Annotated in this window: 18 protein-coding genes, 2 pseudogenes and 1 riboswitch; of the genes and pseudogenes, 6 read left to right on the top strand and 14 right to left on the bottom strand. The window is 40.8% G+C overall.

Annotation, left to right across the window (positions count from 1 at the left end):
* The first annotated feature begins 126 nt into the window (after positions 1 to 126).
* Positions 127 to 1,473: an NADP-specific glutamate dehydrogenase gene (gene gdhA, locus ACPC57_RS00145; protein WP_274504291.1), complete on the top strand. Its 1,347-nt coding sequence runs from the start codon at positions 127 to 129 to the stop codon at positions 1,471 to 1,473.
* An 88-nt stretch (positions 1,474 to 1,561) separates the two neighbouring features.
* Here the strand turns inward: gdhA and ACPC57_RS00140 are convergent, their stop codons facing one another.
* From ACPC57_RS00140 to treR, 11 genes and pseudogenes are all read right to left on the bottom strand, one after another.
* Positions 1,562 to 2,137, bottom strand: a complete 576-nt coding sequence (locus tag ACPC57_RS00140) for a DUF4352 domain-containing protein (RefSeq protein ID WP_434066054.1) — start codon at positions 2,135 to 2,137, stop codon at positions 1,562 to 1,564.
* Between the two features lie 34 nt (positions 2,138 to 2,171).
* Entirely contained in the window at positions 2,172 to 2,996 is an 825-nt protein-coding gene (locus tag ACPC57_RS00135; RefSeq protein ID WP_434066053.1) for a mechanosensitive ion channel family protein, read from the bottom strand.
* 363 nt (positions 2,997 to 3,359) lie between these two features.
* A complete protein-coding gene (locus ACPC57_RS00130) occupies positions 3,360 to 4,751 on the bottom strand; it encodes an alanine/glycine:cation symporter family protein (RefSeq protein WP_337999537.1) in 1,392 nt (463 codons plus the stop codon).
* Between the two features lie 106 nt (positions 4,752 to 4,857).
* A riboswitch (glycine riboswitch) is annotated at positions 4,858 to 4,965 on the bottom strand.
* Between the two features lie 109 nt (positions 4,966 to 5,074).
* A complete protein-coding gene (msrB, locus tag ACPC57_RS00125) occupies positions 5,075 to 6,013 on the bottom strand; it encodes a peptide-methionine (R)-S-oxide reductase MsrB (protein WP_171989545.1) in 939 nt (312 codons plus the stop codon).
* 39 nt (positions 6,014 to 6,052) lie between these two features.
* Positions 6,053 to 7,363 (bottom strand): annotated as a pseudogene (locus tag ACPC57_RS00120) (AMP-binding protein).
* A gap of 51 nt (positions 7,364 to 7,414) precedes the next feature.
* A complete protein-coding gene (locus ACPC57_RS00115; RefSeq protein WP_434066052.1) occupies positions 7,415 to 7,573 on the bottom strand; it encodes a hypothetical protein in 159 nt (52 codons plus the stop codon).
* 117 nt (positions 7,574 to 7,690) lie between these two features.
* Positions 7,691 to 8,005: a thioredoxin gene (trxA, locus tag ACPC57_RS00110; protein ID WP_130554392.1), complete on the bottom strand. Its 315-nt coding sequence runs from the start codon at positions 8,003 to 8,005 to the stop codon at positions 7,691 to 7,693.
* Between the two features lie 260 nt (positions 8,006 to 8,265).
* The gene (locus ACPC57_RS00105; protein ID WP_434066051.1) at positions 8,266 to 10,599 is read right to left on the bottom strand and encodes an endonuclease MutS2; all 2,334 of its coding nucleotides are present in this window, start codon (positions 10,597 to 10,599) and stop codon (positions 8,266 to 8,268) included.
* Positions 10,600 to 11,038: 439 nt separating this feature from the next.
* Complete coding sequence (locus tag ACPC57_RS00100; protein WP_130554394.1) at positions 11,039 to 11,587, bottom strand: CvpA family protein; 549 nt, start codon at positions 11,585 to 11,587, stop codon at positions 11,039 to 11,041.
* Positions 11,584 to 11,901 (bottom strand): hypothetical protein, encoded by a 318-nt coding sequence (locus tag ACPC57_RS00095; RefSeq protein ID WP_130554395.1) that lies wholly within the window; start codon positions 11,899 to 11,901, stop codon positions 11,584 to 11,586. The genes ACPC57_RS00100 and ACPC57_RS00095 overlap by 4 nt, the downstream gene beginning before the upstream one ends.
* A gap of 57 nt (positions 11,902 to 11,958) precedes the next feature.
* The gene (treR, locus tag ACPC57_RS00090) at positions 11,959 to 12,672 is read right to left on the bottom strand and encodes a trehalose operon repressor (RefSeq protein ID WP_024391755.1); all 714 of its coding nucleotides are present in this window, start codon (positions 12,670 to 12,672) and stop codon (positions 11,959 to 11,961) included.
* 230 nt (positions 12,673 to 12,902) lie between these two features.
* On the opposite strand from treR, the pseudogene treP reads away from it, so the two are divergent.
* The 3 genes and pseudogenes from treP (at position 12,903) to ACPC57_RS00075 (ending at position 16,949) form a co-directional block, all read left to right on the top strand.
* A pseudogene (gene treP, locus ACPC57_RS00085) lies at positions 12,903 to 14,903 on the top strand (PTS system trehalose-specific EIIBC component).
* Positions 14,904 to 14,981: 78 nt separating this feature from the next.
* Entirely contained in the window at positions 14,982 to 16,604 is a 1,623-nt protein-coding gene (treC, locus tag ACPC57_RS00080; RefSeq protein ID WP_434066050.1) for an alpha,alpha-phosphotrehalase, read from the top strand.
* A gap of 69 nt (positions 16,605 to 16,673) precedes the next feature.
* On the top strand, positions 16,674 to 16,949 hold the full coding sequence (locus tag ACPC57_RS00075) for an iron chaperone (RefSeq protein WP_434066049.1): 276 nt from the start codon (positions 16,674 to 16,676) through the stop codon (positions 16,947 to 16,949).
* 197 nt (positions 16,950 to 17,146) lie between these two features.
* Here the strand turns inward: ACPC57_RS00075 and ACPC57_RS00070 are convergent, their stop codons facing one another.
* The 3 genes from ACPC57_RS00070 to ACPC57_RS00060 all read right to left on the bottom strand — a co-directional run bounded on the left by ACPC57_RS00070 (position 17,147) and on the right by ACPC57_RS00060 (position 21,904).
* Complete coding sequence (locus ACPC57_RS00070; RefSeq protein WP_434066087.1) at positions 17,147 to 18,385, bottom strand: LysM peptidoglycan-binding domain-containing protein; 1,239 nt, start codon at positions 18,383 to 18,385, stop codon at positions 17,147 to 17,149.
* A gap of 434 nt (positions 18,386 to 18,819) precedes the next feature.
* Positions 18,820 to 20,538, bottom strand: a complete 1,719-nt coding sequence (locus ACPC57_RS00065) for an alkaline phosphatase (protein ID WP_217374280.1) — start codon at positions 20,536 to 20,538, stop codon at positions 18,820 to 18,822.
* Positions 20,539 to 20,920: 382 nt separating this feature from the next.
* Positions 20,921 to 21,904: a Gfo/Idh/MocA family protein gene (locus ACPC57_RS00060; RefSeq protein WP_277844529.1), complete on the bottom strand. Its 984-nt coding sequence runs from the start codon at positions 21,902 to 21,904 to the stop codon at positions 20,921 to 20,923.
* A gap of 85 nt (positions 21,905 to 21,989) precedes the next feature.
* Between ACPC57_RS00060 and rnhC the strand changes: the two genes are divergently transcribed.
* Together rnhC and lepB are read left to right on the top strand one after the other, a co-directional pair.
* Positions 21,990 to 22,880, top strand: a complete 891-nt coding sequence (gene rnhC / locus ACPC57_RS00055) for a ribonuclease HIII (RefSeq protein WP_434066048.1) — start codon at positions 21,990 to 21,992, stop codon at positions 22,878 to 22,880.
* Positions 22,881 to 22,893: 13 nt separating this feature from the next.
* Entirely contained in the window at positions 22,894 to 23,523 is a 630-nt protein-coding gene (gene lepB, locus ACPC57_RS00050) for a signal peptidase I (protein ID WP_434066047.1), read from the top strand.
* Positions 23,524 to 23,545 lie beyond the last annotated feature (22 nt).

Raw genomic sequence — 23,545 nt, 5'->3', positions numbered from 1 at the left:
TTATTAAATTTTTTTAAAATTCTTACATTTTTTCTTTACAATTAAAAATCATAATGCTATAATAATTTTCAGATAAATTAAATTGTCAGACAATTTAATAAATAATAAAGAAATTAGGTGATCCACATGACAAATGCAAAAGCATACATCCAAGCGTCATTCGAAGCTGTTAAAGCTCGTAATCCACACGAGACAGAATTCCTTCAAGCTGTAGAAGAGCTCTTCTCTACCCTTGAGCCTGTCTTTGAAGCACATCCGGAATATATTGAAGAAAACATTCTTGCTCGTATCGTTGAGCCAGAACGTGTTATCAGCTTCCGTGTTCCATGGACTGATAAAGATGGAAATGTTCAAGTTAACCGTGGCTACCGTGTACAGTTTAACTCATCTGTAGGCCCATACAAAGGTGGTCTTCGTTTCCACCCAACTGTTACACAATCTATCTTGAAATTCCTTGGTTTTGAACAAATCTTTAAAAACGTTTTGACTGGTCTTCCAATCGGTGGTGGTAAAGGTGGTTCAGACTTTGATCCTAAAGGAAAAACTGACGCTGAAATCATGCGTTTCTGCCAAAGCTTCATGACTGAATTGCAAAAACACATCGGTCCTTCACTTGATGTACCTGCTGGTGATATCGGTGTTGGTGGACGTGAAATTGGTTACTTGTTTGGTCAATACAAACGCCTACGTCAATTTGATGCCGGTGTCTTGACTGGTAAATCTCTTGGCTTTGGTGGTTCATTGATCCGTCCAGAAGCAACTGGTTATGGTTTAGTTTACTTCACTGACAATATGTTGGCAGCAAACGGCAAATCATTCAAAGATCAAACCGTTCTTATCTCAGGTTCTGGTAACGTTGCTCAATACGCAGTTCAAAAAGCTGCTGAACTTGGTGCAAAAGTCATCTCAGTTTCTGATTCAAATGGTTACATCATTGACGAAACTGGTATCGACTTCGACCTCTTGGTAGACATTAAAGAAAAACGCCGCGCTCGTTTGACTGAATATGCTGCTGAAAAACCAACTGCAAAATACTTTGAAGGTTCTGTATGGAACTACGATGGCAAAGCAGACATTGCTCTTCCATGTGCAACTCAAAATGAAATCAACGGCGAGCAAGCTGCTGCCCTTGTGAAAAATGGCGTTTACTGTGTAGCTGAAGGTGCTAACATGCCATCTGACCTAGATGCAATCAAAGTTTACAAAGAAAACGGTGTTCTTTACGGGCTTGCTAAAGCTGCGAACGCTGGTGGTGTTGCCGTATCAGCACTTGAAATGAGCCAAAACAGCCTTCGCTTGTCATGGACTCGTGAAGAAGTTGATGGTCGTCTTAAAGACATCATGGCAAACATCTTCAACACAGCTAAAGAAACTGCAGAAAAATACGACCTTGGTAAAGACTACCTTGCTGGTGCTAACATTGCTGCGTTTGAACAAATTGCAGATGCAATGATTGCTCAAGGTTTGGTATAATCTCCAGCTTATTTGTGATAGCCTCCAACCAATTAAATAACTATAAGCAAAATCCCGAATTGCAAAAATCAATTCGGGATTTTTTCTATTAGATTCCTTCAGAAATCAAATCTGTCCACATAGCCTCTTCATAAACGAGACCAAAACTTGACTCATCATCTACACCATAAATGAGTTTTACATTTATTTTCTCACCTGGTTCTAACTTTTCAACCAAATTGACATCATATGTACTTAAGTCTAATGTATAAGGTATTTGAGTCGTTGGATCGATAAGGTTAAAATAATATTCGTCAAAATACACTCTTTCATCTGTTGCATTCTCAACCTCCACCTCAACAACGTATGCTGAACTATAATAATCATCCACTAAGCTTACGCTGTCATCTTTTTCCATCGATGTCACTGTTACATCCAGACCATCTGAAAAATTAACTTTATCACCTATCTGGTACTCTTTATATGCCAAAGTCTCGTCTAAATAATCTGGATAGGTTGTCCCTTGATTTTGTGATACATTGAGACCTAAAGTCAAAACAACACATATAAACCCTAGTACAAATGTTAGTACCAACCCAACAATTGTTGTCCAAAAAAGTGGTTGCCGGTATAAAGGTTTCTTTCGATAGTACATTTGTCCATCTTCAATAACAAAGTCTTTCAATCTTCTCCTCCTCTTCAGCTTACGCTTGGTTCTCTTATGGCAATTCGATACCTGCTTGCCTTAGTGCATCTTGGTATAAACCCAAAAATTGATGATAGGCTACTGTTTGTTGACCATTTGTTACAAATAAGTTGACACGAAAAACAAATTGTCCTGTTTCCGTCGTTTTCGGCCCTAAAATGCTGACATTGGTAATCTGTTCAAACTTGCTTAACTCACGATTATTGACTTCCTCTATAATACGGTAAACTTGTTCTAGATCTGTATTAAATTTCAATGGGATATCAATTTGTGCACGCATTTCCCCGCGCGATTGATTGCTGACAACTAAAATATTACGATTTGGAATAAAATGTAGGGTTCCATCTGCATCACGCACTTTCGTTGTCCGAATCCCCATGCTAACAATCGTACCAGAAATAGTAATTGGTCCATTTGTCAACTTGACAACATCCCCTACATCAAACTGTCGTTCAATCAAGATGAAGAATCCATTGACTAAGTCTGACAAAAATCCTTGTGCTCCCAGTCCAACAGCAACCCCTGCAATCCCAGCACCTGCCAACAAGCTTGAGACAGGTAAGCCTAGAATACTGAGTACACAGTAAAGCAGAATAAAATAAAGGAGATAGTTTAAACTGCTTTCCACTAATCGACTGATTGTCTTTTGTCGTCCTTGCTCACGGTTTGAAATCTTTAGAGACGGTACAAGCACTTTTTTAACTGAAGCTTTAGCGATTTTCTTCAGAATATAAAATGTAATGAACAGTAAAATAAGAGAAAAAATCTTGTTCAGGCTAGCGGTCACAATCGCCTCAACATTAAACTGAGACAAGTACTTTGTAATAAAATCATTCATGAGATAATTATAGCAGAAAACACCCTAAAAGAACAAAAAGATAGCCGAGTGGCTGACTTAATACGTCAAAAATATTTGAGAATGGGCCTAACAGAATCCATCAAACCTTGGTTGAAATCATTGTGATATCCGTCTCAACACCATGCGGTACTCTGTACGTTCTGCACCTAGATTAACTATCTTTTTGACATCATCAAATCGGAAGCCCACTTTTTCATAGAAGGAAATGGCACGCGCATTCCCCTCCTACCACGATTTCCAAAGAATACTAGCCTTTCCTAGTATCTCACTTTCCGTTTCCAGAGGTCTAATCATCATTCTAACATACGTATATATGTTTTTGAATAATTAAAAAAACGAGACTTAGCTCGATTTTTTAATTAATTTAATAAGTAACTCACTGAAAATAAATGACGGTTTTCGATGAGTAGCTTGGAAATACAAACGTGTCTCCTTGATAATAACTGGTGATAAGGCTAGTAAAGCTATTAAGTTTGGTAGGGCCATGAGACCATTCACAATATCTGCAATCGTCCAAATCAAGTCCAACTTCAGGAAACCACCGAGAGCTACCATTAGTATGAAGACCAACCGATAGGGTAAAATTGATTTTGTTCCGAAAAGAAATTCAATACAGCGCTCACCATAATATGACCAGCCCAGAATCGTTGTAAATGCAAAGAGAACCAAGCTAACAGTCAAGGCAATTGTCCCTGGATTACCAAAAACAGTTGCAAATGCTGCCTGAGTCAGCGGAGCACCCTCAAGTCCTTCCACCGTCCACTGACCAGTCACCAAAATAGATAAACCTGTTAAACTACAGATAATAATGGTATCAATGAAAGTACCGGTCATAGAAATCAAACCTTGCTCAACGGCATTGTCTGATTTGGCTGCAGCAGCGGCAATGGGAGCAGAACCTAAACCAGATTCATTAGAAAATACACCACGAGCAATTCCTCTCTGGATTGCTTCTTTTACTGTTGCCCCAGCAAAACCACCAACAGCTGCAGAAGGAGTCAGTGCTGAACTAACTACTAACTTCAACGCAGGAATCAACTGATCTGCATTTGTTATTAAAATCACAATTGTTGCTAAAATGTAGAGAATGGCCATGAACGGAACAACCTTGGTTGATACTTTGGAAATTGTTTCGATACCACCAAAGATGATGACAGCCACTAGAATGGCCAAGAGGATACTAATCAACTGCGGCGATAAACCAAGGCTTACTTCTAATGAAGAAGTAATTGAATTGACCTGTGAAAATGTCCCAATCCCCAAAAGAGCCACCAGAACTCCAGAAATGGCAAAGAAGATTGCTAGGGGTTTCCATTTCTGTCCCATACCAATGGTGATATAATGCATTGGTCCACCTGCCGCATGACCATCTGCATCCCTAGTTCTGTACTTGATTGCTAAAAATCCTTCCGCATACTTCGTTGCCATACCAAAGAATGCAGCAACCCACATCCAGAAAAGGGCTCCAGGACCACCTGTAGTAATAGCAGTTGCCACCCCGACAATATTTCCTGTCCCGACAGTCGCTGCAAGGGCCGTACACAATGCCGCAAAACTCGACACATCCCCTTGACCAGACTGATCACTTGAGAAAATCAAACGAAAAGCTGTGGGTAGTTTACTTAGTTGAAACAATCCTAAACGAATGGTGAAATAAACACCTGTACCTACTAAAAGCAATAGAAGTGGCGGTCCCCAAACAAAGTTGTTGGTGGCCTTAAATAGTTCTAACATAATTCCTCCGAAAAAATAGGTCTAGATAAAGCTTTTGGAAAAACTAAAAAGAGGCTGAACAATTCAACCTCTAGATGTAATGCGAAAAATATAGGAAAACCCTATATTAATACGCTCTGTCCTTTTACCTGAGAGTTTGAGTAGGATTACTTTTCCATTCAGCAACCCCACCTTGCCCCTTCGGTGCCATGATGGTCTCTCCAGAGTTCCGTCCTGTGAACAGTCAGCAACCCTTCCTATTCACTATCAACCGGTTATTCAGTTTTATCTTGCCTATATTTTAATCCTATTTCAAGAAAAAATCAAGTGAATTTTCAGAAAAATCAAGAAAGAATATCTAAAAATAGTCCATATCCTGCTTCTTCCATTTCCTCTCTCGGTATGAAACGAAGGGCTGCTGAGTTGATACAGTAACGGAGACCGCCTTTATCACGCGGTCCGTCATCAAAGACATGACCTAAATGAGCATGACCAGCCCGACTACGGACTTCAATACGGTTCATGCCATGGGACTTATCTTGGAAATAAGTCGCAACTTCTTTGCTGATTGGTTTGGTAAAGGAGGGCCAGCCGCAACCTGAATCGAATTTGTCCGTCGAGAGAAAGAGCGGTTCGCCAGTCGTAATATCGACGTAGATGCCAGCTTGTTCACTATTCCAAAACTCATTTTCGAAGGGTCTTTCCGTCGCAGCTTCTTGAGTGACTTGATACTGGAGGTCGGTCAAGCTGTCTTTTAAGACTTGCTGGTCTGGCTTTTGGTAGTCTGCAACATCAATCAGAGGGATTTTTGCCTGCCCAAGATCGATATGACAGTACCCTTGGGGATTTTTCTTGAGATAATCCTGATGGTAGTCTTCGGCGGGGATGTAATGCGCGAGTGGCTCCACTTCAACGGCTAGGGGGCGTCCACCAAAGAGCTGGGACTGCTCCGTCATGACCTGCTCGATGGTCGGCAAATCAACCTCATCTGTATAATAGATACCAGTCCGATACTGGCGCCCCTTGTCAGGTCCCTGCTGATTGACAGAGAAGGGATCAATGACACGGAAATAGTAGAGGAGAATTTCCCGCAAATTGATACGAGTCTCATCATAGGCTAGATAGAGCGTCTCTGCGTGGTCTGTTTGTTTGAGGAGTTGATAATTGGTCGTCTCCACCTGTCCATTGGCATAGCCAACGCTGGTGTCAAGAATACCATCGATCTGGGAAAAGTAGCCTTCCATTCCCCAGAAACAACCGCCTGCTAGATAAATTTCTTTCATGTAAACTCCTTCTTATCTGCAAGCGTGGTTTCGTCACTCTTACAGATTTTTTTCTTTCATTTCTGCTTCCATTTTGAGGCATTGAACCTTCATAGTCGCAGTACTTGGAATGACGTCATAAGCCATCAAGATGGGTTCTTTCAATAGTGGTAGGTCTGCAACCATGGCCCACCAAGCTTCCCAGTTCTTCTCAGCATCGTCTGCCAGAGCGATAATCGGCTGCGGTGCACCATTGACATCGCGGATAATCACGACTTCTGATAAAAAGTCCAATTTATCCAGCAATACATCTTCCAAGGCAAGGTTGCTGTCGATATGCTCAATGAGGTCAACCTGACGGTCTTTTAGAAGAAGTGTACCCTCTGGAGTCATGCAGCCGTAGTCACCACTATCCCACCAAGCACCGTACACATTATCTTGGAAGCGGGCATATCCTTTATAGTAGGTCACAGCACTGCCTTTTGACAGGAACTGGATATGGCCGTTTTCTCTAGCTGGGTGAGGATTCCCTTGGGCATCTGTGATGCGTGCTTCTGTGTAACCTTCCAGACCAATCCCCATATCTCGTCCACTAACTGTTCCTAGATTTTCCAAGCGATGGTAACGTAAAATCATTGGACCACATTCACTTTGACCATAAACCTGCATAAAGACTGGATATTGCTCTTTAGAAGCCTCCAAGAAGGTGCGAAGCGTACCAATATTGATAGCATCAAAGGTTGAATGATAATAACGAATGCTACTAAAGACCTCTGGTTTTTCCTTGGCCAATCTTGCCCATTGGACAAAGTTATTAGGATGGGTTTCCAGAGCACTTGGACGATGAAGAGCAAGCGCCCCTTTTCTTGCAGAAGAAAGCGGATAGAGGGGGAATCCAAGCCCAATCGCCGAAGACACGCCGATATTATAGCGTGAATGTACAGGGGAGATATGGAAGGCCAGCAAGCCTCTCTCCGTCATCTTTTCAAAAATAGTTTGTTGTCAAGCTACTCGCCAGCCCATGGTCTGTGCTGTGTGGCAGATTAATTTTGGAACACCTGTCGTTCCCGAAGTATGGGTCATGTATTGAATGACATCTTCTGGCAGGAGATTTTCTTCAAAAGCAACTGTTTCTTGCACTAGGACTTGGGGTAAAAATACCTTTGTGACCAGGTCAGTTCGAGTCATTCCTGGTACACGTTCTTCCGTTTCTTGGTTGTAGACAATGAAAGACTTTTCCAATCGCTCCGCAAACACATCTAAATTCGAAGATGGCAAATGATAGGAAATCATAACAGGAACAGCACCCAATGCCGTTACCGCTACTGCTAACAAATAGGTGTCGAAAGCTGGGCTCTTATACAGAACCACCTTGTCTCCATAGCCAACAATACCTGCCTCTGCAAATTGGGCAGCTCTTTTTTAAATGGCCTCAAAAACGGTTTGATAGGTATTTTCCAATCCTAATTCAGAGAAGGATGCGCAGGGTTGGTCAAAATAAATGGTAACATTTGGAAACTCTTGAGCTGCTGATTTAAACTGACGATAGAGATCTAATGGTTTGTAACTAATAGTTGACAAAGATAAGGTTATTATAATATCTTATGTCAACCTTCACAATCCGTTTTTTTGAACATGCTTTCAGTTGTGAAAAAAACAAGCAGCGAATCTGAGCCCACTACTTGCTTTCATTTTCAATTAGCCAATTTCAGCTAAAATCGCTTTGATTTGCTCCTTCGTATGAACACCAGCAACTTGTTTTACAACTTTTCCATCTTTTTTGAACAGAAGTGTTGGGATAGACATGATACCAAACTGACGAGCTGTGTTTGGATTTTCATCTACATTCATTTTATAAATGCGTAATTCGTCTTCGTCCACTTCACCATCTAATTGTTCCAAGATTGGTGCTTGCATACGACAAGGACCACACCATGGTGCCCAAAAGTCAACAAGGACTACGCCTTCTTGTGTTTCAACTTCAAAGTTTGCATCTGTAACAACTTGAACCATACAATTCTCCGTTTCTTTTTTTGTACTATTATTCTACACCAAATGAAGAGAGAATGCGAATTTTTGCTACGGAGGATAATGTGAGTCATATTTATAGAAAAATAAGTTGTTTAGCTTTATAGTCAACTTGAGCATGACCGCAGTTGCATAAAGAATTAAATGGAATCCACTATTTATCAGTTCCAGTTGAAGTACTGAGATATCCCAATTACTTGGGCAATACTATATCACCTGATATTATTCATCTATACCTTATTTTTTTACTTAAACGTCACAATAGTACAGCCTGATCCACCTGCATTTTGTGGGGCATAGCCGAACTCCTTGACTTGCTTGTTTCGACGAAGGTACTTAGTCACTCCCTCTCGGATAACTCCAGTACCAATACCGTGAACAATATCGACTTGTGCCAGATTGTTGAGAAGGGCTTGGTCGATAAATTCATCCAGCTCCATCATAGCCTCTTCGTAGCGTTTGCCACGGAGATCTAAGCGGGCTTTTGGTCCTCGTACATTGGCACGTTTAACTGTATGAACCTGGCGTTTCTTAGGTTGATCTGCCTTTTCCGCCTTGACTAACTCAAACTCATCTTTGGCCAAGATCATCTTAATCAAGCCAACCTGAGCTTCCCAACGTCCATCTTTAAGCTGATTGGTCAGGGTCCCACGTTGTCCATAAGCTGTAACGATAATGTCATCGCCCACCTTGGCCTCCCGCTGAATTTTAGCTTTCTTCAGAACCTTGTTTTTAGATAGATCCACCACTTCAGGCACCAACTTTTTCAGCTCTGCCTTGGCTTCGATAATCTGGTGGGGCTTAAGACTGGCTGCAGCATGAAGATTTTTAAGAATCTCCTCGCTTTCTGCCAATGCCTTATCCACAATTTCCTTGGCTTCCAAGCGTGCCTTGTTGAGCTCATTTTCCCGCTCACGATTGAGTTCGTCATAGAGCTTGCGAAGGGCTCGGTTCATCTTGTAGTTTTCTTGCTCAACATCACGAATCTTGTCTAGGCGACGACGGCTTTCAACCGTTTGGCTTTCCAATTTTTCAATAATTCGGTTCACATCACTATCTGTATCCGTCCAAGACTGAGCCGACTGGATAATAATATCAGACAGACCTAGACGGCGAGCAATTTCAAAGGCATTGGACCGCCCAGGAACACCCTGCATAAACTTATAAGTTGGCCGTAGGCTATTGGTATCAAATTCCATGCTGGCATTTTCAATACCAGAGGTTTCTATCCCATAGGCCTTGAGCTCAGGATAGTGGGTGGTTGCCATGGTCTTGATCCCCCGCAAACGAAGGTCATCTAAGATTGCCATAGCCAAAGACGCACCCTCTTGCGGATCTGTCCCAGCTCCCAACTCGTCAAATAGAATGAGAGAATCTTTATCAGCTGCTCTTAGAATCTCCACCGTGTGGGTCATGTGACTGGAGAAGGTTGATAAACTCTGCTCAATCGACTGTTCATCCCCAATATCCGCAAAAATTTCTTTGAAGATAGCTACCCGACTACCCTTATCAGCCAAAATAGGCAAACCAGACTGAGCCATCAAATGGGTCAATCCCAAGGTCTTGAGCATGATGGTCTTACCACCTGTGTTGGGACCTGTTATCACGATAGCCGTCAACTGACTACCGAAATACAGGTCATTTGGTACAGGATCAGCAATGAGCGGATGTCGAACATTCAGTAATGCTATGTCTTGTTTTTCTGACAAGATTGGTACAATCGCTTGATGATCACGCGCAAAGACATGTTTAGCACGGACAAAATCAAGATGACCGATGATCCAAGCATTATTTCGGAGAATACCACTATGAGGTCGAAGCATATCTGACATTTCCTGCAAAATTCGATTGAGCTCATGGCGTTCTTCTGCATGCAGATGACTGATTTCTTCGTTCAGGGTCACCACTGCCCGCGGCTCAATATAAACGGTCGAACCCGAAGCAGAAATATCATGGACAACCCCTGCAATTTTATTGCGATAGGTATTTTTGACAGGAAGTACATTGCGTCCATTACGGCTTGCCAAAATGCTATCAGACAGCATGTCCCCCTTAGTCTTCAAAATATCCTGCATGACCTGACGAACCTGGTCTTCGGTTTCACGGATTTTTCTACGAATACGACCCAGCTTTTCTGAAGCAAAATCCTCTACAAACCCCGCATCATTGATGGATTGGAGGGAGCCTTGTAAGTGTGGAAAAAGCTCAATCTTTTCAAAGAGTTTATCCAGCTGGGTAAGACTGACATTTTCTAGATTTTCATAAAAATCCAAGAGAGACTTAGAAACTTCCAATATTTTTTTCACTGCTAGTAACTCAGTGATATTAAGATCGGCATCTAGCTCCAAACGACGCATAGCTGGACCGATGTCACTAGTAGCAGCCAGACTGAAATAGGGATTTTCTACAAAAATCTGCGCTATGTCTGTCAACTCGTTAAAGGCCTGCTGGATACGGTGAACTTCCACCATGGGTTCCAACTGTCGCAATTCTTCAAAGCCCTGTTCCGTCAAGAGATAGGGCTCAATTTTTTGTCTTACCTTGTGAAATTCAAGGGTTTCTATAATCTTATTATTCATATGTTCCTACTTAGTCTTCTCCTTAATTTTATCTCATTATCAAAACAATATAAGATAAAATAGCTGATTATATGGTCTTTTCCACTCTAACATCAAAGTTTTCACAGTCAACTAATACTCAATTACTCAATTAAAATCAAAATCAAAATCAGACTAGCTCCAAAGGCTTGGGGAATATTTGGAGCTATGCGGGGGCGGGAGTTTAAAAGGTCTGGGAGACCTTTTAAAGTGGGAAATATAAGCTGACGGCAGTCAGCTCACATAAATTGAAGTCTGGGGATAGACTGTTTCAGCTCAACAACTAGAAATAAAGACTTGTTGACAAACTCTTTTTAGACTGGTCGAGTTCTTTCCCACTCTCACTCATCAAATCAAGTCAACAACGTCTGCTTTTGATTTTCGAAGAGTATAAATGATGATAAAAAGGATAAGGTCTCCCTTACCCTGTAATATTACTCAACCAGAGAGATTTAAAAAAACTACTAGTGAATGGTGTGTATTGAATCATGAAATTGGCAAAAAAACTACTATGAAGCTTCTCTTGCACCACTGCAAGTGGAATACTAGACAATAGAACCATCACGATCTGCAGGGAAATAAAGGTTACCATAACCGCTACAATGCCACTGATGAGATTGCTCAACTGAGTATCTGGATTAAAACCTTCTAAAAGATGGACAAAAATTCCTATAAAACGTACCAAGGCATAAACAGCTACATAGAGTAGCAAAAATGATAACCCCGCATAAAAAACCTTATCTAAGTCAAAAAGATACTTCTCATCAAAGAAATAGTTATAACTTCCTTGAGTTGCATTTGCAAACGGAACCCAGAGGTATAAAAATTGTGCCAACTTCATGAAATGTGCAGATGCAACCATTAATGAAACAATAGTTCCTAAACCATAGAAAGTTTGTAACACTATACCTCTGCTATATCCGATATAAAAACTCCATACTAGAATGAAAATGATTGCTAGTGTAATCATACTTTTTCCTCAAGTTCATCCAAATCAACCAAGGTCACATTTTCTTTTGAAACTTTATCCTTGGCTTTCAGGCTTGCCAACTCAGCCTCGGTCTTTTCAAAATCTATTTCGCGTGTCAGCTGTACAGATAGTGCGTTAATTGCCAATAAAAGGGCTAGAGTTTCAGAATCCGCAGTAGGCATTTTTTCTTTTAATGCTTGATATTTTTCTTGAACAACTCGTTCAATTTCTTCCATAAAAAGATTATCATGCTCTGTCGTTAAAGTCAGTTGCTTTTCGCCAAAAGTAAATTTATATCGATTTAAATTTGCCATATTTCCCCTCATCTTCCATCTATTATAACGTAAAAACCTATTTTTGGCTAATTCTTACTATAGTGAATGCTTTCTACGAGCAAAATCCACAAAGCGGAATTTATCAATTTTATGCTTGCTTTCAGTATATTGAAATTGTTGTGTATCGCCTAGAAAAACTCTTGATTTTATCAACACCAAGTAATCGTCTTGAGTCTTCATCAATTCACGTTCTTCCCAACTGGTTGGTTCAACCGTAATTTCTTTTTGAGCATAGGATATATCCAATTTTAGTTCTTTTTCTAAATATTGATAGATTGAACCTTTTGCGATTTCTTTATCCATCTTCGGAACAATATCTGAAGAGAGATAATCCGTATCAACTACTGAAACCTTTCCATCTATGGACCTTGTACGTACAATTTTCCATACTTTACTAAATGGTTCAAATCCTGTTAATTGAGATAAATTACTATTTACTGTAATGAGCTCCAAATCAACAACCGCTGTATCTGACTGCAACTGCAAAGCATCCGTCAATTCTTGATACGAAGTTAAGCCAGAAATAGGAAAATTCAATAGTTCCTGTTTTAAAACTAGAGAACCTCTTCCTTGAACTTTTTGAATCATTCCGCGTTCTGTCAGAATAGCCAGTGCTTTTCGAACAGTATCTCGGCTAACTTGATACATTTCTTGCAATTGTTGTTCAGTTGGTAAAGAAGTCTCAGCAGGATAGACATTTGTTCGTATTTTCTCTTTTAAATCATTATATATTTCTTGATATTTTTTCATTTTATTACTCCAACATTAGTCTGTTTTTTATCATACAACTAGAATATTATAACAAATTTTTAAAAAAAATGAGTAAAAACGCTTGCATTGTTTTATGGAATCGTATACAATATTTTTGAAATATATTTGTCCGTACAAATATTGTAAATTTATATAAATAATTTAACCAATTATTTATATATTGGAAAAATTTAGGTGGTGGCAGATCTTGCCACTGAGGAGGAAAAATAATGGGGAAATATCAACATGAAGCCCAGGAACTCTTGAAAGCCATTGGCGGAAAAGAAAATGTCACCGCAGTAACACACTGTGCAACTCGTATGCGTTTTGTTTTAGCTGATGAAAGCAAAGCAGACGTTAAAACAATTGAAAACATTTCTACCGTAAAAGGTACATTTACAAACGCAGGTCAATTCCAAGTTATCATTGGCAACGATGTGCCGGTTTTCTATAATGACTTCACCGCCGTATCTGGTATTGAAGGTGTATCTAAAGAAGCCGCTAAAACAGCTGCTAAGAGTAATCAAAATGCCATTCAACGTGTCATGACGATGCTAGCTGAAATTTTCACACCGATTATTCCAGCTATTATCGTAGGTGGTCTTATCCTTGGTTTCCGTAACGTTCTTGAAGCGGTTGGGATGCCATGGTTAGGACAACAAGTTGCTGATGGAGTTAAGGTATTTGATGCCGATGGAAACCCCGTCTGAAACACCATCACTATGGTATCTCCATTCTGGAACGGTGTTAACCATTTCTTATGGCTACCAGGTGAAGCAATCTTCCACTTTTTACCTGTAGGAATTACCTGGTCTGTTTCTCGTAAAATGGGAACAACTCAAATTCTCGGTATTGTACTGGGTATCTGTTTGGTTTCTCCACAATTGCTCAATGCTTACGCTGTTCCAGGTACTGATGCTGCAACGATTGCTAGTGATTGGGTATGGAATTTTGGTAGTTTTACCATCAACCGTATCGGTTACCAAGCTCAAGTTATTCCAGCCTTGCTTGCGGGTCTAGCACTCTCTTATCTAGAAATTTTCTGGCGTAAACGCATCCCAGAAGTTGTATCAATGATTTTTGTTCCATTTCTTTCATTGATACCTGCTATTATTCTAGCTCATACAATCCTTGGCCCTCTTGGTTGGACACTTGGTCAAGCCTTATCAACGGTTGTTTTGGCTGGTTTAACAGGTCCATTTAAAGCTGTATTTGGTGCAATCTTTGGTGCACTTTACGCTCCGTTTGTTATTACTGGACTCCACCATATGACAAATGCTATCGATACTCAGTTGATTGCTGATGCTGGGGGAACTGGCTTATGGCCAATGATTGCTCTTTCTAACATTGCACAAGGTTCTGCTGTATTGGCATACTATTTTATGAACCGACACAACGAAAAAGAAGCACAAATTTCACTTCCTGCAGCTATTTCTGCCTACCTCGGTGTAACTGAACCTGCTCTCTTTGGTGTAAACGTTAAATATGTATATCCATTCGTGGCTGGTTTGATTGGTTCTGGTTTAGCAGGTCTCATTTCAACTTCGTTGAATATCACTGCCAACGCAATTGGTGTCGGTGGACTTCCAGGTATTTTGGCTATTAAAGCACAATACTGGTTACCATTTACTTTTGCAATGGCTGTTGCGATTGCTATTCCATTTGTATTAACATTCTTCTTCCGTAAAGCAGGTATTTTAACTAAAGCAGAAGACGAAAAACTGCAAGCTGCACAAGAAGCTGCTTCTGTTCCTTCGACTGTTGCTGACACATCAATCCAGCTTATTAGTCCGCTAACTGGTGAAGCAAGAGACTTATCACAAGCTATTGATCCAGTATTTTCATCTGGTGTGATGGGAAAAGGAATTGTAATTGACCCGAGTGAAGGCAAGCTTTTCGCTCCTGTAGACGGGGAGGTCTCTGTACTCTTCCCAACTTTCCACGCGATTGGTATTACAACTTCAACTGGTATTGAACTGCTGATGCACATCGGTATGGATACTGTTGGTTTAGAAGGAAAAGGCTTTACAGCCCATGTCAAACAAGGTGACAAAGTAAAAGCTGGCGACCTTCTAATTGATTTCGACATCGCAGTCATCAAGGCTGCTGGTCTTGTTGCTGAAACACCTATCATTGTGACAAATCAAACTGATTTTGACACTCAAGTTATCGGAAATCTTCCTCGTACAATCACACAAGGCAAGACCATTCTGACAATTACAAAGAATTAATGTTCTAGGAGGGCGCAAGATAGCTTGCACCTCCTATCATTGCTTATCAACCAAGAAAAACAGGAAAGAGAGAGCGAAATGACAATAGACAAGCGTAAAGTAGTTTATCAAATCTACCCAAAATCTTACAAGGATACAACTGGAAATGGTGTTGGGGATCTACGGGGGATTATCGAAAAACTTCCTTATCTAAAAGAGCTAGGCATTGATATGATTTGGCTCAACCCTTTCTATCCAAGTCCACAACGAGATAACGGCTATGATATATCAGACTATACCGCAGTAAACCCTGATTTTGGTACAATGGAGGACTTTGAAGAGATGGTAGCCGTTGGTCAGAAATTAGGAATTGAATTCATGCTAGACATGGTCCTTAACCACTGCTCGACAGACCACGAATGGTTCCAAAAAGCCTTGGCTGGAGACAAATACTACCAGGATTTCTTTATCTTGAGAGACCAACCCACTGACTGGGTTTCCAAGTTTGGTGGAAGTGCATGGGCTCCTTTCGGAGAAACTGGGAAATACTATCTACACCTTTATGATGTAACGCAAGCTGATCTTAATTGGCGGAATCCATCTGTTCGTGAAGAGCTATTCAAGGTTGTCAACTTCTGGAAAAATAAGGGTGTTAAAGGATTCCGCTTTGATGTTATCAATGTCATCGGAAAGGACGAAGTCTTAGAAGACTGTCCTATTGATGATGGAAAACCAGCCTACACAGACCGCCCCATCACCCACGACTATCTCAAAATGATGAACAATGCAACCTTCGGTAGTGAAGAAGGGTTTATCACAGTCGGTGAAATGTCAGCGACTACCATTGACAACTGTATATTATATACAGCACCTGAGCGTAAAGAGTTGTCCATGGCCTTCAACTTCCACCACCTGAAAGTGGATTACAAAGATGGTCAAAAGTGGACCATTAAGGACTTTGACTTTGAGGAACTCAAACGCCTCTTCCACACTTGGGGCGAAGAGATGTCAGTCGGAAATGGCTGGAACGCACTTTTCTACAACAATCACGATCAACCCCGCGCCCTCAATCGCTTTGTGGATATAGAAAACTTCCGCAATGAAGGAGCGACGATGTTAGTTGCATCCATCCATCTTTCTCGGGGAACTCCTTACATCTATATGGGAGAAGAAATCGGCATGATTGACCCTGATTACAATAGTATGGATGATTATGTTGACGTAGAATCTATCAATGCCTACCAAATGCTTCTGGATCAAGGCAAGAGTCCGGAACAAGCCTTTAAAATTATTCAAGCAAAATCCCGTGATAATTCTCGCACACCTATGCAATGGGATGCTAGCGAAAATGCCGGATTTTCAACAGCTACACCTTGGCTAAAAGCTGGCAAATCCTACCCAACGATAAACGTTGAAAATGAAAAAAATGGCCCGATCTTCACCTTCTACCAAGAGTTGATTCGACTCAGAAAAAAACTTCCTATCATTTCCGAAGGTGATTACCGAGCTGCCTATCATGAAAGTAACAAGGTTTATGCCTTCGAGCGCTTGTTAAATGGCGAACAATTGCTTGTCCTAAATAATTTCTTTCCGGAAGAGGTTGAAATAGAACTGCTAGACAACTACGCACAGGGACATATCCTGATTAGCAATTACCCTGATAGTAAGCTAGGCAAAACAATAACTCTCAAACCTTATCAAGCAACAGCAATTTGGGGGTGATAAAAGATTAAGGAGGGGCAATGCTCCTCTCTAGTTTTAGCATGATAGAAATGAAGAAGAGGAAGCCTCATGCTCCAATTTTTTTTGATCAATTTTAAGAACCCAATCTTAAAATTCAAATTAGAACCAATCTTTGAACAGATTCAGAAAGAATTTCAAAATCTAACAGTAGAATTGAAATGGAACCAGCCTATGTTTATCATGAATGGAACCTTTATTATCGGTTTCTCGGTTGCCAAGAACCACATTTCCATTGCTCCTGAAGCAGTCACTATGGCTATCTTCACAAACGATATCAAGGCAGCAAGCTACGAAGCAACCAATAACCTCTTCAAAATAATGTAAAACCAAGAAGTTGATTGGCAACTCCTCCGAAACATGATTTTTTTAATATGTATGATAAGAAGGGCTACACTAAGTTTTGGAGATAGGATTGTTTTCTGCAAAAAAATATAAAACCAACTTTTCTTGAAAGTATTAATCTAATTGCTTACATTCAAAAAGCCAAGCTCGCTTTGAGTTTGGCTTTTGCTATTACAATTTTACTGATTAAAGGATACATGAACATGATCATAGTGGTTTTCCGTAATACTTCCACGATCTGGCATTAAGTTCCATGTATATGCTGGTCCATAAATACTAGCATAAGGTGAGTAGAATCGTTGTTTCCAAATGATATAACTAATATTTTTCGATGCTACATTAACCACAGCATATGCAGCGACCTGATCACCCAAAGCCGAACTTTGAGGAACCATAAAGTCAATTGCCAATCCTTTACCATGATCCCCTGTGTCACCCGCACGGTAGCCTGAAAATGACGTGATTCCAAAGGCATTAGCTACTTCAGCTCGAAATGCTGCAACCTGAGGTTGGAGTCCAACATCATATGAACTAGTAGTACTTGATGAAGTTGTTGAAACCGTAGCAACTGTTGTTGCAGTTGACGCGACTGGTGTAGGAGTCACAGGGGCTGCCTCTACAGAGTTCACCTCTGCGACCGGTGCTTCCTCTACTGGGGTTTCTACAGGGACTTCTGTGACCGGTGCTTCCTCCACTGGAGTTTCAACTGAGACTTCTGTGATTGGTGCTTCCTCTACTGGGGTTTCTAAAGGGACTTCTGTGACCGGTGCTTCTTCTACCGGGGTTTCTTCCAATGGGGTTTCTAAAGGGACTTCTGTGACCGGTGCTTCCTCTACTGGAGTTTCAACTGAGACTTCTGTAACTGGAACTTCTTCTACTGGGGTTTCTTCCAATGGGGTTTCTAAAGGGACTTCTGTGACCGGTGCTTCCTCTACTGGAGTTTCAACTGAACCTTCTGTAATTGAAGCAGATGAACTAGGCGCATCCGTTGACTCCAGTGGGATAACTGTATCATTTACTGTAATTTCATTAGCTGCAATATCGACTGTTGCTTGCACAGTATTTTCAGCAGCTTCTTCTTGTACAGGTGCCTGAATTTCAATTTGCGTTACTTGATGATTTTGATCAACCGTAGTAGTCAAAACTGTATCAGGGAAAATCAAATTCACATCTGCAATTTGGTTAACCTGAGCTAAAATATCCAAATCAATATTCATAGCCTCGGCAATCGCACTTAAGGTATCACCATACTTTACGGTATAGGTTAATTTTCCGCCTTTATCTTCGATTTCTTGACTAATCTCACTTACACTACGGGGAGTCCAATCCAATGCAAAAACATTTGGAGCTGTAATCCCAGTAGCAAATAATGAAAGGGCCAATGATGATGTGTAAAGCACCTTCTTATTGGCTTTCATAACAGGTGTTTTTCTCTTGCGACGCATATATTGTGATTTTGATAACTTCTTACGTTTCATTTTTCATTCCTTTTCCAATTTAATGGTTCTATCTTATATAAATCAAAGCTAAAAAACAAGGTTAAAACCAGTCTTTTAACAAAATGTTTTCACTCTGTAATCTAGAAAAGGATTCTGTCACGAAATTGTCATACGAACTTAAGAAACGAAGAGATTTTGGAAAAGGATAGAACTCAACCTGACTAGGAGTGTTCCCTCACTTCCTAGTATCTAGGTTCGGACTTTCTCTGGTCACATGTAAATTTCAAAGTGATTAGCTGAAACAATTCCTCTAAAGCTGTTTAATTCTCCCAGACTAGTAAAGCTAATCAACCACTGCACAAAATGTTGATCCCAAGTCTGACTAGTAGCCTGTGCTTGAGCCTAAGCTAAAATTATTCATTTCCAGAAGCAGGAGGAATTAGGCCAACACCAACAGGTTTCTTGGTTTCTGTTTCCATCTGGTCTTTCGGACCTGCTACCTCTCCATTAAAGCCCATGGCTTCTCCCAAGCGAACTGCGACATCCGTATCATCAAATTCCCCGTCAAACATATAGGCCCCGGAACCCATAGCATAGACTGGTACCTTTTCACCCGCATGGGCAGTCGTTGTCCAAGCTAACCCTGCTTTTTTATCTAAAATATGGGTAGCTGTAATGGAAACTGGATCATAGCCACCATACTGGACATTTTGTTCTTCACTTGCCTTCTTACTTTCTTCAAAAGCAGTTTTGAGTTCCTGGTATTCCTCTTGCGAGCAAATCAAGCGATTGCTCTCCTGTTGCTCCTTATAGGCTTCAACTGCTGCTTCTGTACCAGTTTCTGCTGGGGCATTAGGATCAAGAACTAGACCGAAGAATGCTGTAATCTGAGATGCAAATTCTTCAAATGAAATATTTGGATTGGTCTCAAGAGCACTTTTTACCTTCTCTTGGAAAGCAACTTGTGAACCTTTTTGATTTGTTAAGAGGTCAAAATAGGTCTCATACCCAGTTGAACCATTTCCTATGGTGAAACCACCTGTAGAATGGTCTGCAGTTACCACAATCAAGGTATCGTCTGGATGTTCATCGTAAAAATCCACTGCAGACTGGATTGCTTCTTGAAACTGAATGACCTCTTCCATTGTGGTCACTCCGTCATTGGCATGCTCAGCCCAGTCTATTTTCCCTGATTCTGCCATCATAAAGAAACCTTCTGGATTATTTGACAGTACTTCAATACCTTTGTCCACTACATCTTTCAAGGTCTGGCTATCACTGTTTTGGTCAATAGCATATGTCATGGCACCATCATCCTGCAAGTCCTCAGCTACCATATACACTTTCTTTGAATCTGCTGTAATTTGCTCAGCTTCTTGTTTGGTATCTGCGATAGTATAGCCACGTTCTTCTAAAATGGTATATAGATCTTTTTGATCTTTTTCCTTCCCTGTTCGATGCTTGAGGGAACCACCACCAAAAAAATCAAAGTCTGTCTCTGCCATTTGTAAGCCAATATCATAATATGAATTACGTGATTCTACATTAGCATAAAATGCAGCAGGTGTTGCATGGTTTAAAGTCACGGAGGAAATGATACCAACAGCTTTACCTGCTCGTTTAGCTTTTTCTGCCACTGAATCTGCAGATTGACTAAAGTCTCCAGAAAGCCCCACCGTATCCGTTTGAGTTTTTATTCCTGTCCCAAATGCAGTCGCTGTAGAGGCTGAGTCTGGAATAAAAGAGTGGCAGTCGAATTGAGTCTTCATACCAACAACTGGCATCTCTGTAAAATTCATCCTGTCTGGGTAAATTTCTCCCTTATTGGTCTGGGTATAGCCTAGATAATTCTCTGCAGCTGTTACCGGAGTAACCCCCATCCCATCTCCGATGAAAAGAAAAACATACTTGGCCTGATTTTCATTTACCTTGGAATAATCCTCCGTTTTAGCCCTACTAGTATCATAAAGAGCTACTGTTTTTCCATTCGCTGTCTGCTCAGCTAAAGCTGCATCATTAACAGCTTCAGTATCTAATTTAACACTTGCTTGGTTACTGCAAGCTGCTAAAAGAAGCACTGAAGTAGCAAACAAGATCGTTGCACATTGAAGATAGGTAGATTTCTTTTTCATTTAAAACTCCTTGGTATTATTCAGACTTAAGTCCAAAATTAGTCTAACCCATTTTCATCAAATTCCAATGAAAATTACGTAAAATATCTAAGTATAGATTGTAATTTCTTTGTAAATTCTTATCAATGGTCGTTTACAAATTATTCACTAAAGAAGTAAGAATCCTACAATTCACAAAAACGCATAAAATCATGTTGCCTGCAACATCGATTTTATGCGTTTGATAATATGATTACTACACAAGATTTCTGTGTATTTGTATATTTCTAGATTTCCCTCTCCATTTTCTGAAAAAGTAATACCAGCTAATGGCTTATCAGAAACTATTTATGAGGCTCCCTGTTTACTGGCCTGACCCAAAATAACACATTCGAATTCGTTACTACACCTCTTCAGGGTAAGCCAAACCCCATTCTTTACGGAGTTGGGTCATAATGTCCATGACATCTTGGGTGTAGGCTAGGTGCATGGTATTTTCGATGCCTGCGACAGCTTTTTCCATATCCGCCACTTCATAAGAAAGAGCCTTGGCTGTCTCGCCCGCTTCGATTACCTCTTGACTACCGTCTTCAGTATAGGTAATGACTGCTTTCTGACCACGAGGATACTCGTAGAGTTCGATATAGCCCTTGTCGTAGGCAATCGTTCCACGTTTTGGCTGTTTGGCATGGAGGGTCAGGGCGATGGTCGCCATCTCTCCTGCATCATTGCTGAGCAAAATCCCTACCTGCTCGTCCACACCTGTCGGAGCCAATTTGACCTGTGATAGGACTTGATTTGGCTTTTCCGTCATAAACCAACGGACAAATGACAGTGCGTAGACACCAATATCCAAGAGGGCGCCTCCTGCCAAGTTTTTATTGAAAAAGCGGTTGGTCATGTCGTATTCCTTGTAGCTGCCAAAGTTCATCTGAATCATCTTCAAATCTCCAAGCTTGCCACTGGCAACAACTTCGCTCAACTGACGATAGATTGGCATGTGGAAAATAGTCATGGCTTCTGCCAGGATAACCTGATTTTCTTCTGCCAGTTGAATGGCTTCTGCTAATTCTTCTGAATTAAGCGTAATAGATTTTTCACAGAGGACATGCTTCCCAGCCTTCAAGGCCTTTCTCAAATAATTGATATGGGTATTGTGAGGCGTAGAAATATAGATAATGTCTACTTCAGGATCCTCAAACACATCATCGATTTCCTGATAAACTTTCTCGATGCCATATTTTTGCGCAAATTCCACACCCTTGCCATAGGTACGGTTAGCCACCGAATAAAGATTTCCTCCCATAGCCTGCAAGGCCTGAACCAATTCGTTGGCAATGACACCTGTTCCCAGAGTCGCCCATTTATACTGCATTTTTTCAGTCATTACACATTCTCTCTTTCTTTTCCCATTATAGTAAATTCTACCTTTTTCTGCACACTCTAACTAGCATTTGTGTTACAATAAGAACATGAATACCATTGTACTAAAGGCATCTGTCCAGCAAAAACAGGCCATGATGGCTCACTATGACCGCTATCGGCAGGCCAGTAAAAATCCCTACATAGAAGCATTTTTCAAACTGACCGGTGCTAGCCTGTCCATCTACACTTCTGGAAAAATCGTTTTTCAGGGGGAAATGGCGGAGCAGGAAGCAAGGCTCTGGGGCTATGAGCCAGAAAGCTCTGAACAGACAACCAATCCTGGTCAAAACCTGCCCATGATTGGTACAGATGAGGTTGGAAACGGGTCTTATTTTGGAGGTTTGGCAGTCGTTGCTAGTTTTGTCCGCCCAGAAGACCATGCTTTTCTCAAGTCGCTAGGTGTGGATGATTCTAAGAAAATGACAGACCAAAAAATCTGCCAAATCGCTCCTCTCTTAAAAGAGAAAATCCCCCACCAAGCTCTGCTATTGTCACCGAAAAAATACAACGAAGTCATTGAGCAAGGCTATAATGCAGTATCTGTCAAGGTTGCCCTGCACAATCAAGCGATTTTCCTACTCTTGCAAAAGGGAATAAAGCCTGAGAAGATTGTCATTGACGCTTTTACATCCAGTCAAAATTATCAAAAGTACTTGAAGAAGGAAGCCAATCAATTTCCCAACCCCGTCACACTAGAAGAAAAGGCTGAGGGTAAGTATCTGGCTGTGGCAGTATCTTCTATCATTGCAAGAAGTATGTTTTTAGAAAATCTTGCCCAGCTTGGTCAACTAGTTGGAATGCAACTACCGTCTGGAGCGGGCAGTAAATCCGACCAAGTCGCAGCAAGCATCTTAAAACAATATGGCATGGCTGGTCTCAATGAGACTGCCAAACTTCACTTTGCTAATACGCAAAAAGCACAAAAATTATTGAAATAAGGAAAACAAATTCATGGGAATTAAAAAAGGTACCAATCGTTCCCCATTCATGAAATTCATTGCCGAATGGGGATTCTTTATCTTATTTATCGTAGCTGTGTTCGCCAGTCGATACTATATCTGGAATCCAGTTTCAGTTGACGGGCATTCCATGGACCCGACACTTCAACACCAAGAAAAATTGATTATGCTGAAAACAACATCAATCGACCGTTTCGATATTGTTGTTGCTAGCGAGACAGACAGTAATGGTGACGAAAAATTAATTGTCAAACGTGTTATCGGCATGCCAGGTGACACCATCCGCTACGAAAACGATGTCCTCTATGTTAACGACCAAAAAGTGGACGAGCCTTACTTAGATGAATATCTAGACGCATTCCAGAAAGATAAACTTCAAGAAGTCTATTCTTACAACAAACAATTCCAGGCCGTTGCGCAATCTGCTGAGGCCTTTACACAGGATGCCAATGGTTACGTAGATTTCACTATAACGGTCCCAGAAGGTCAGTACTTCTTGATGGGGGATGATCGTCTCGTTTCACTAGATAGCCGTAGTGTGGGAACATTCTCCCGTGAAAATATCAAAGGGGAAGTCGTCTTTCGGATGTGGCCATTCAACCGAATCGGGACTGTTGATTAATACAAACAAGTTTGGAGCAATC

The organism is Streptococcus sp. VTCC 12886, from assembly GCF_049893425.1.
GTDB lineage: Bacteria > Bacillota > Bacilli > Lactobacillales > Streptococcaceae > Streptococcus > Streptococcus suis_AA.
The sequence above is the reverse complement of the archived record's forward strand: the minus strand, read 5'-3'. Positions and strand labels throughout refer to the sequence as shown.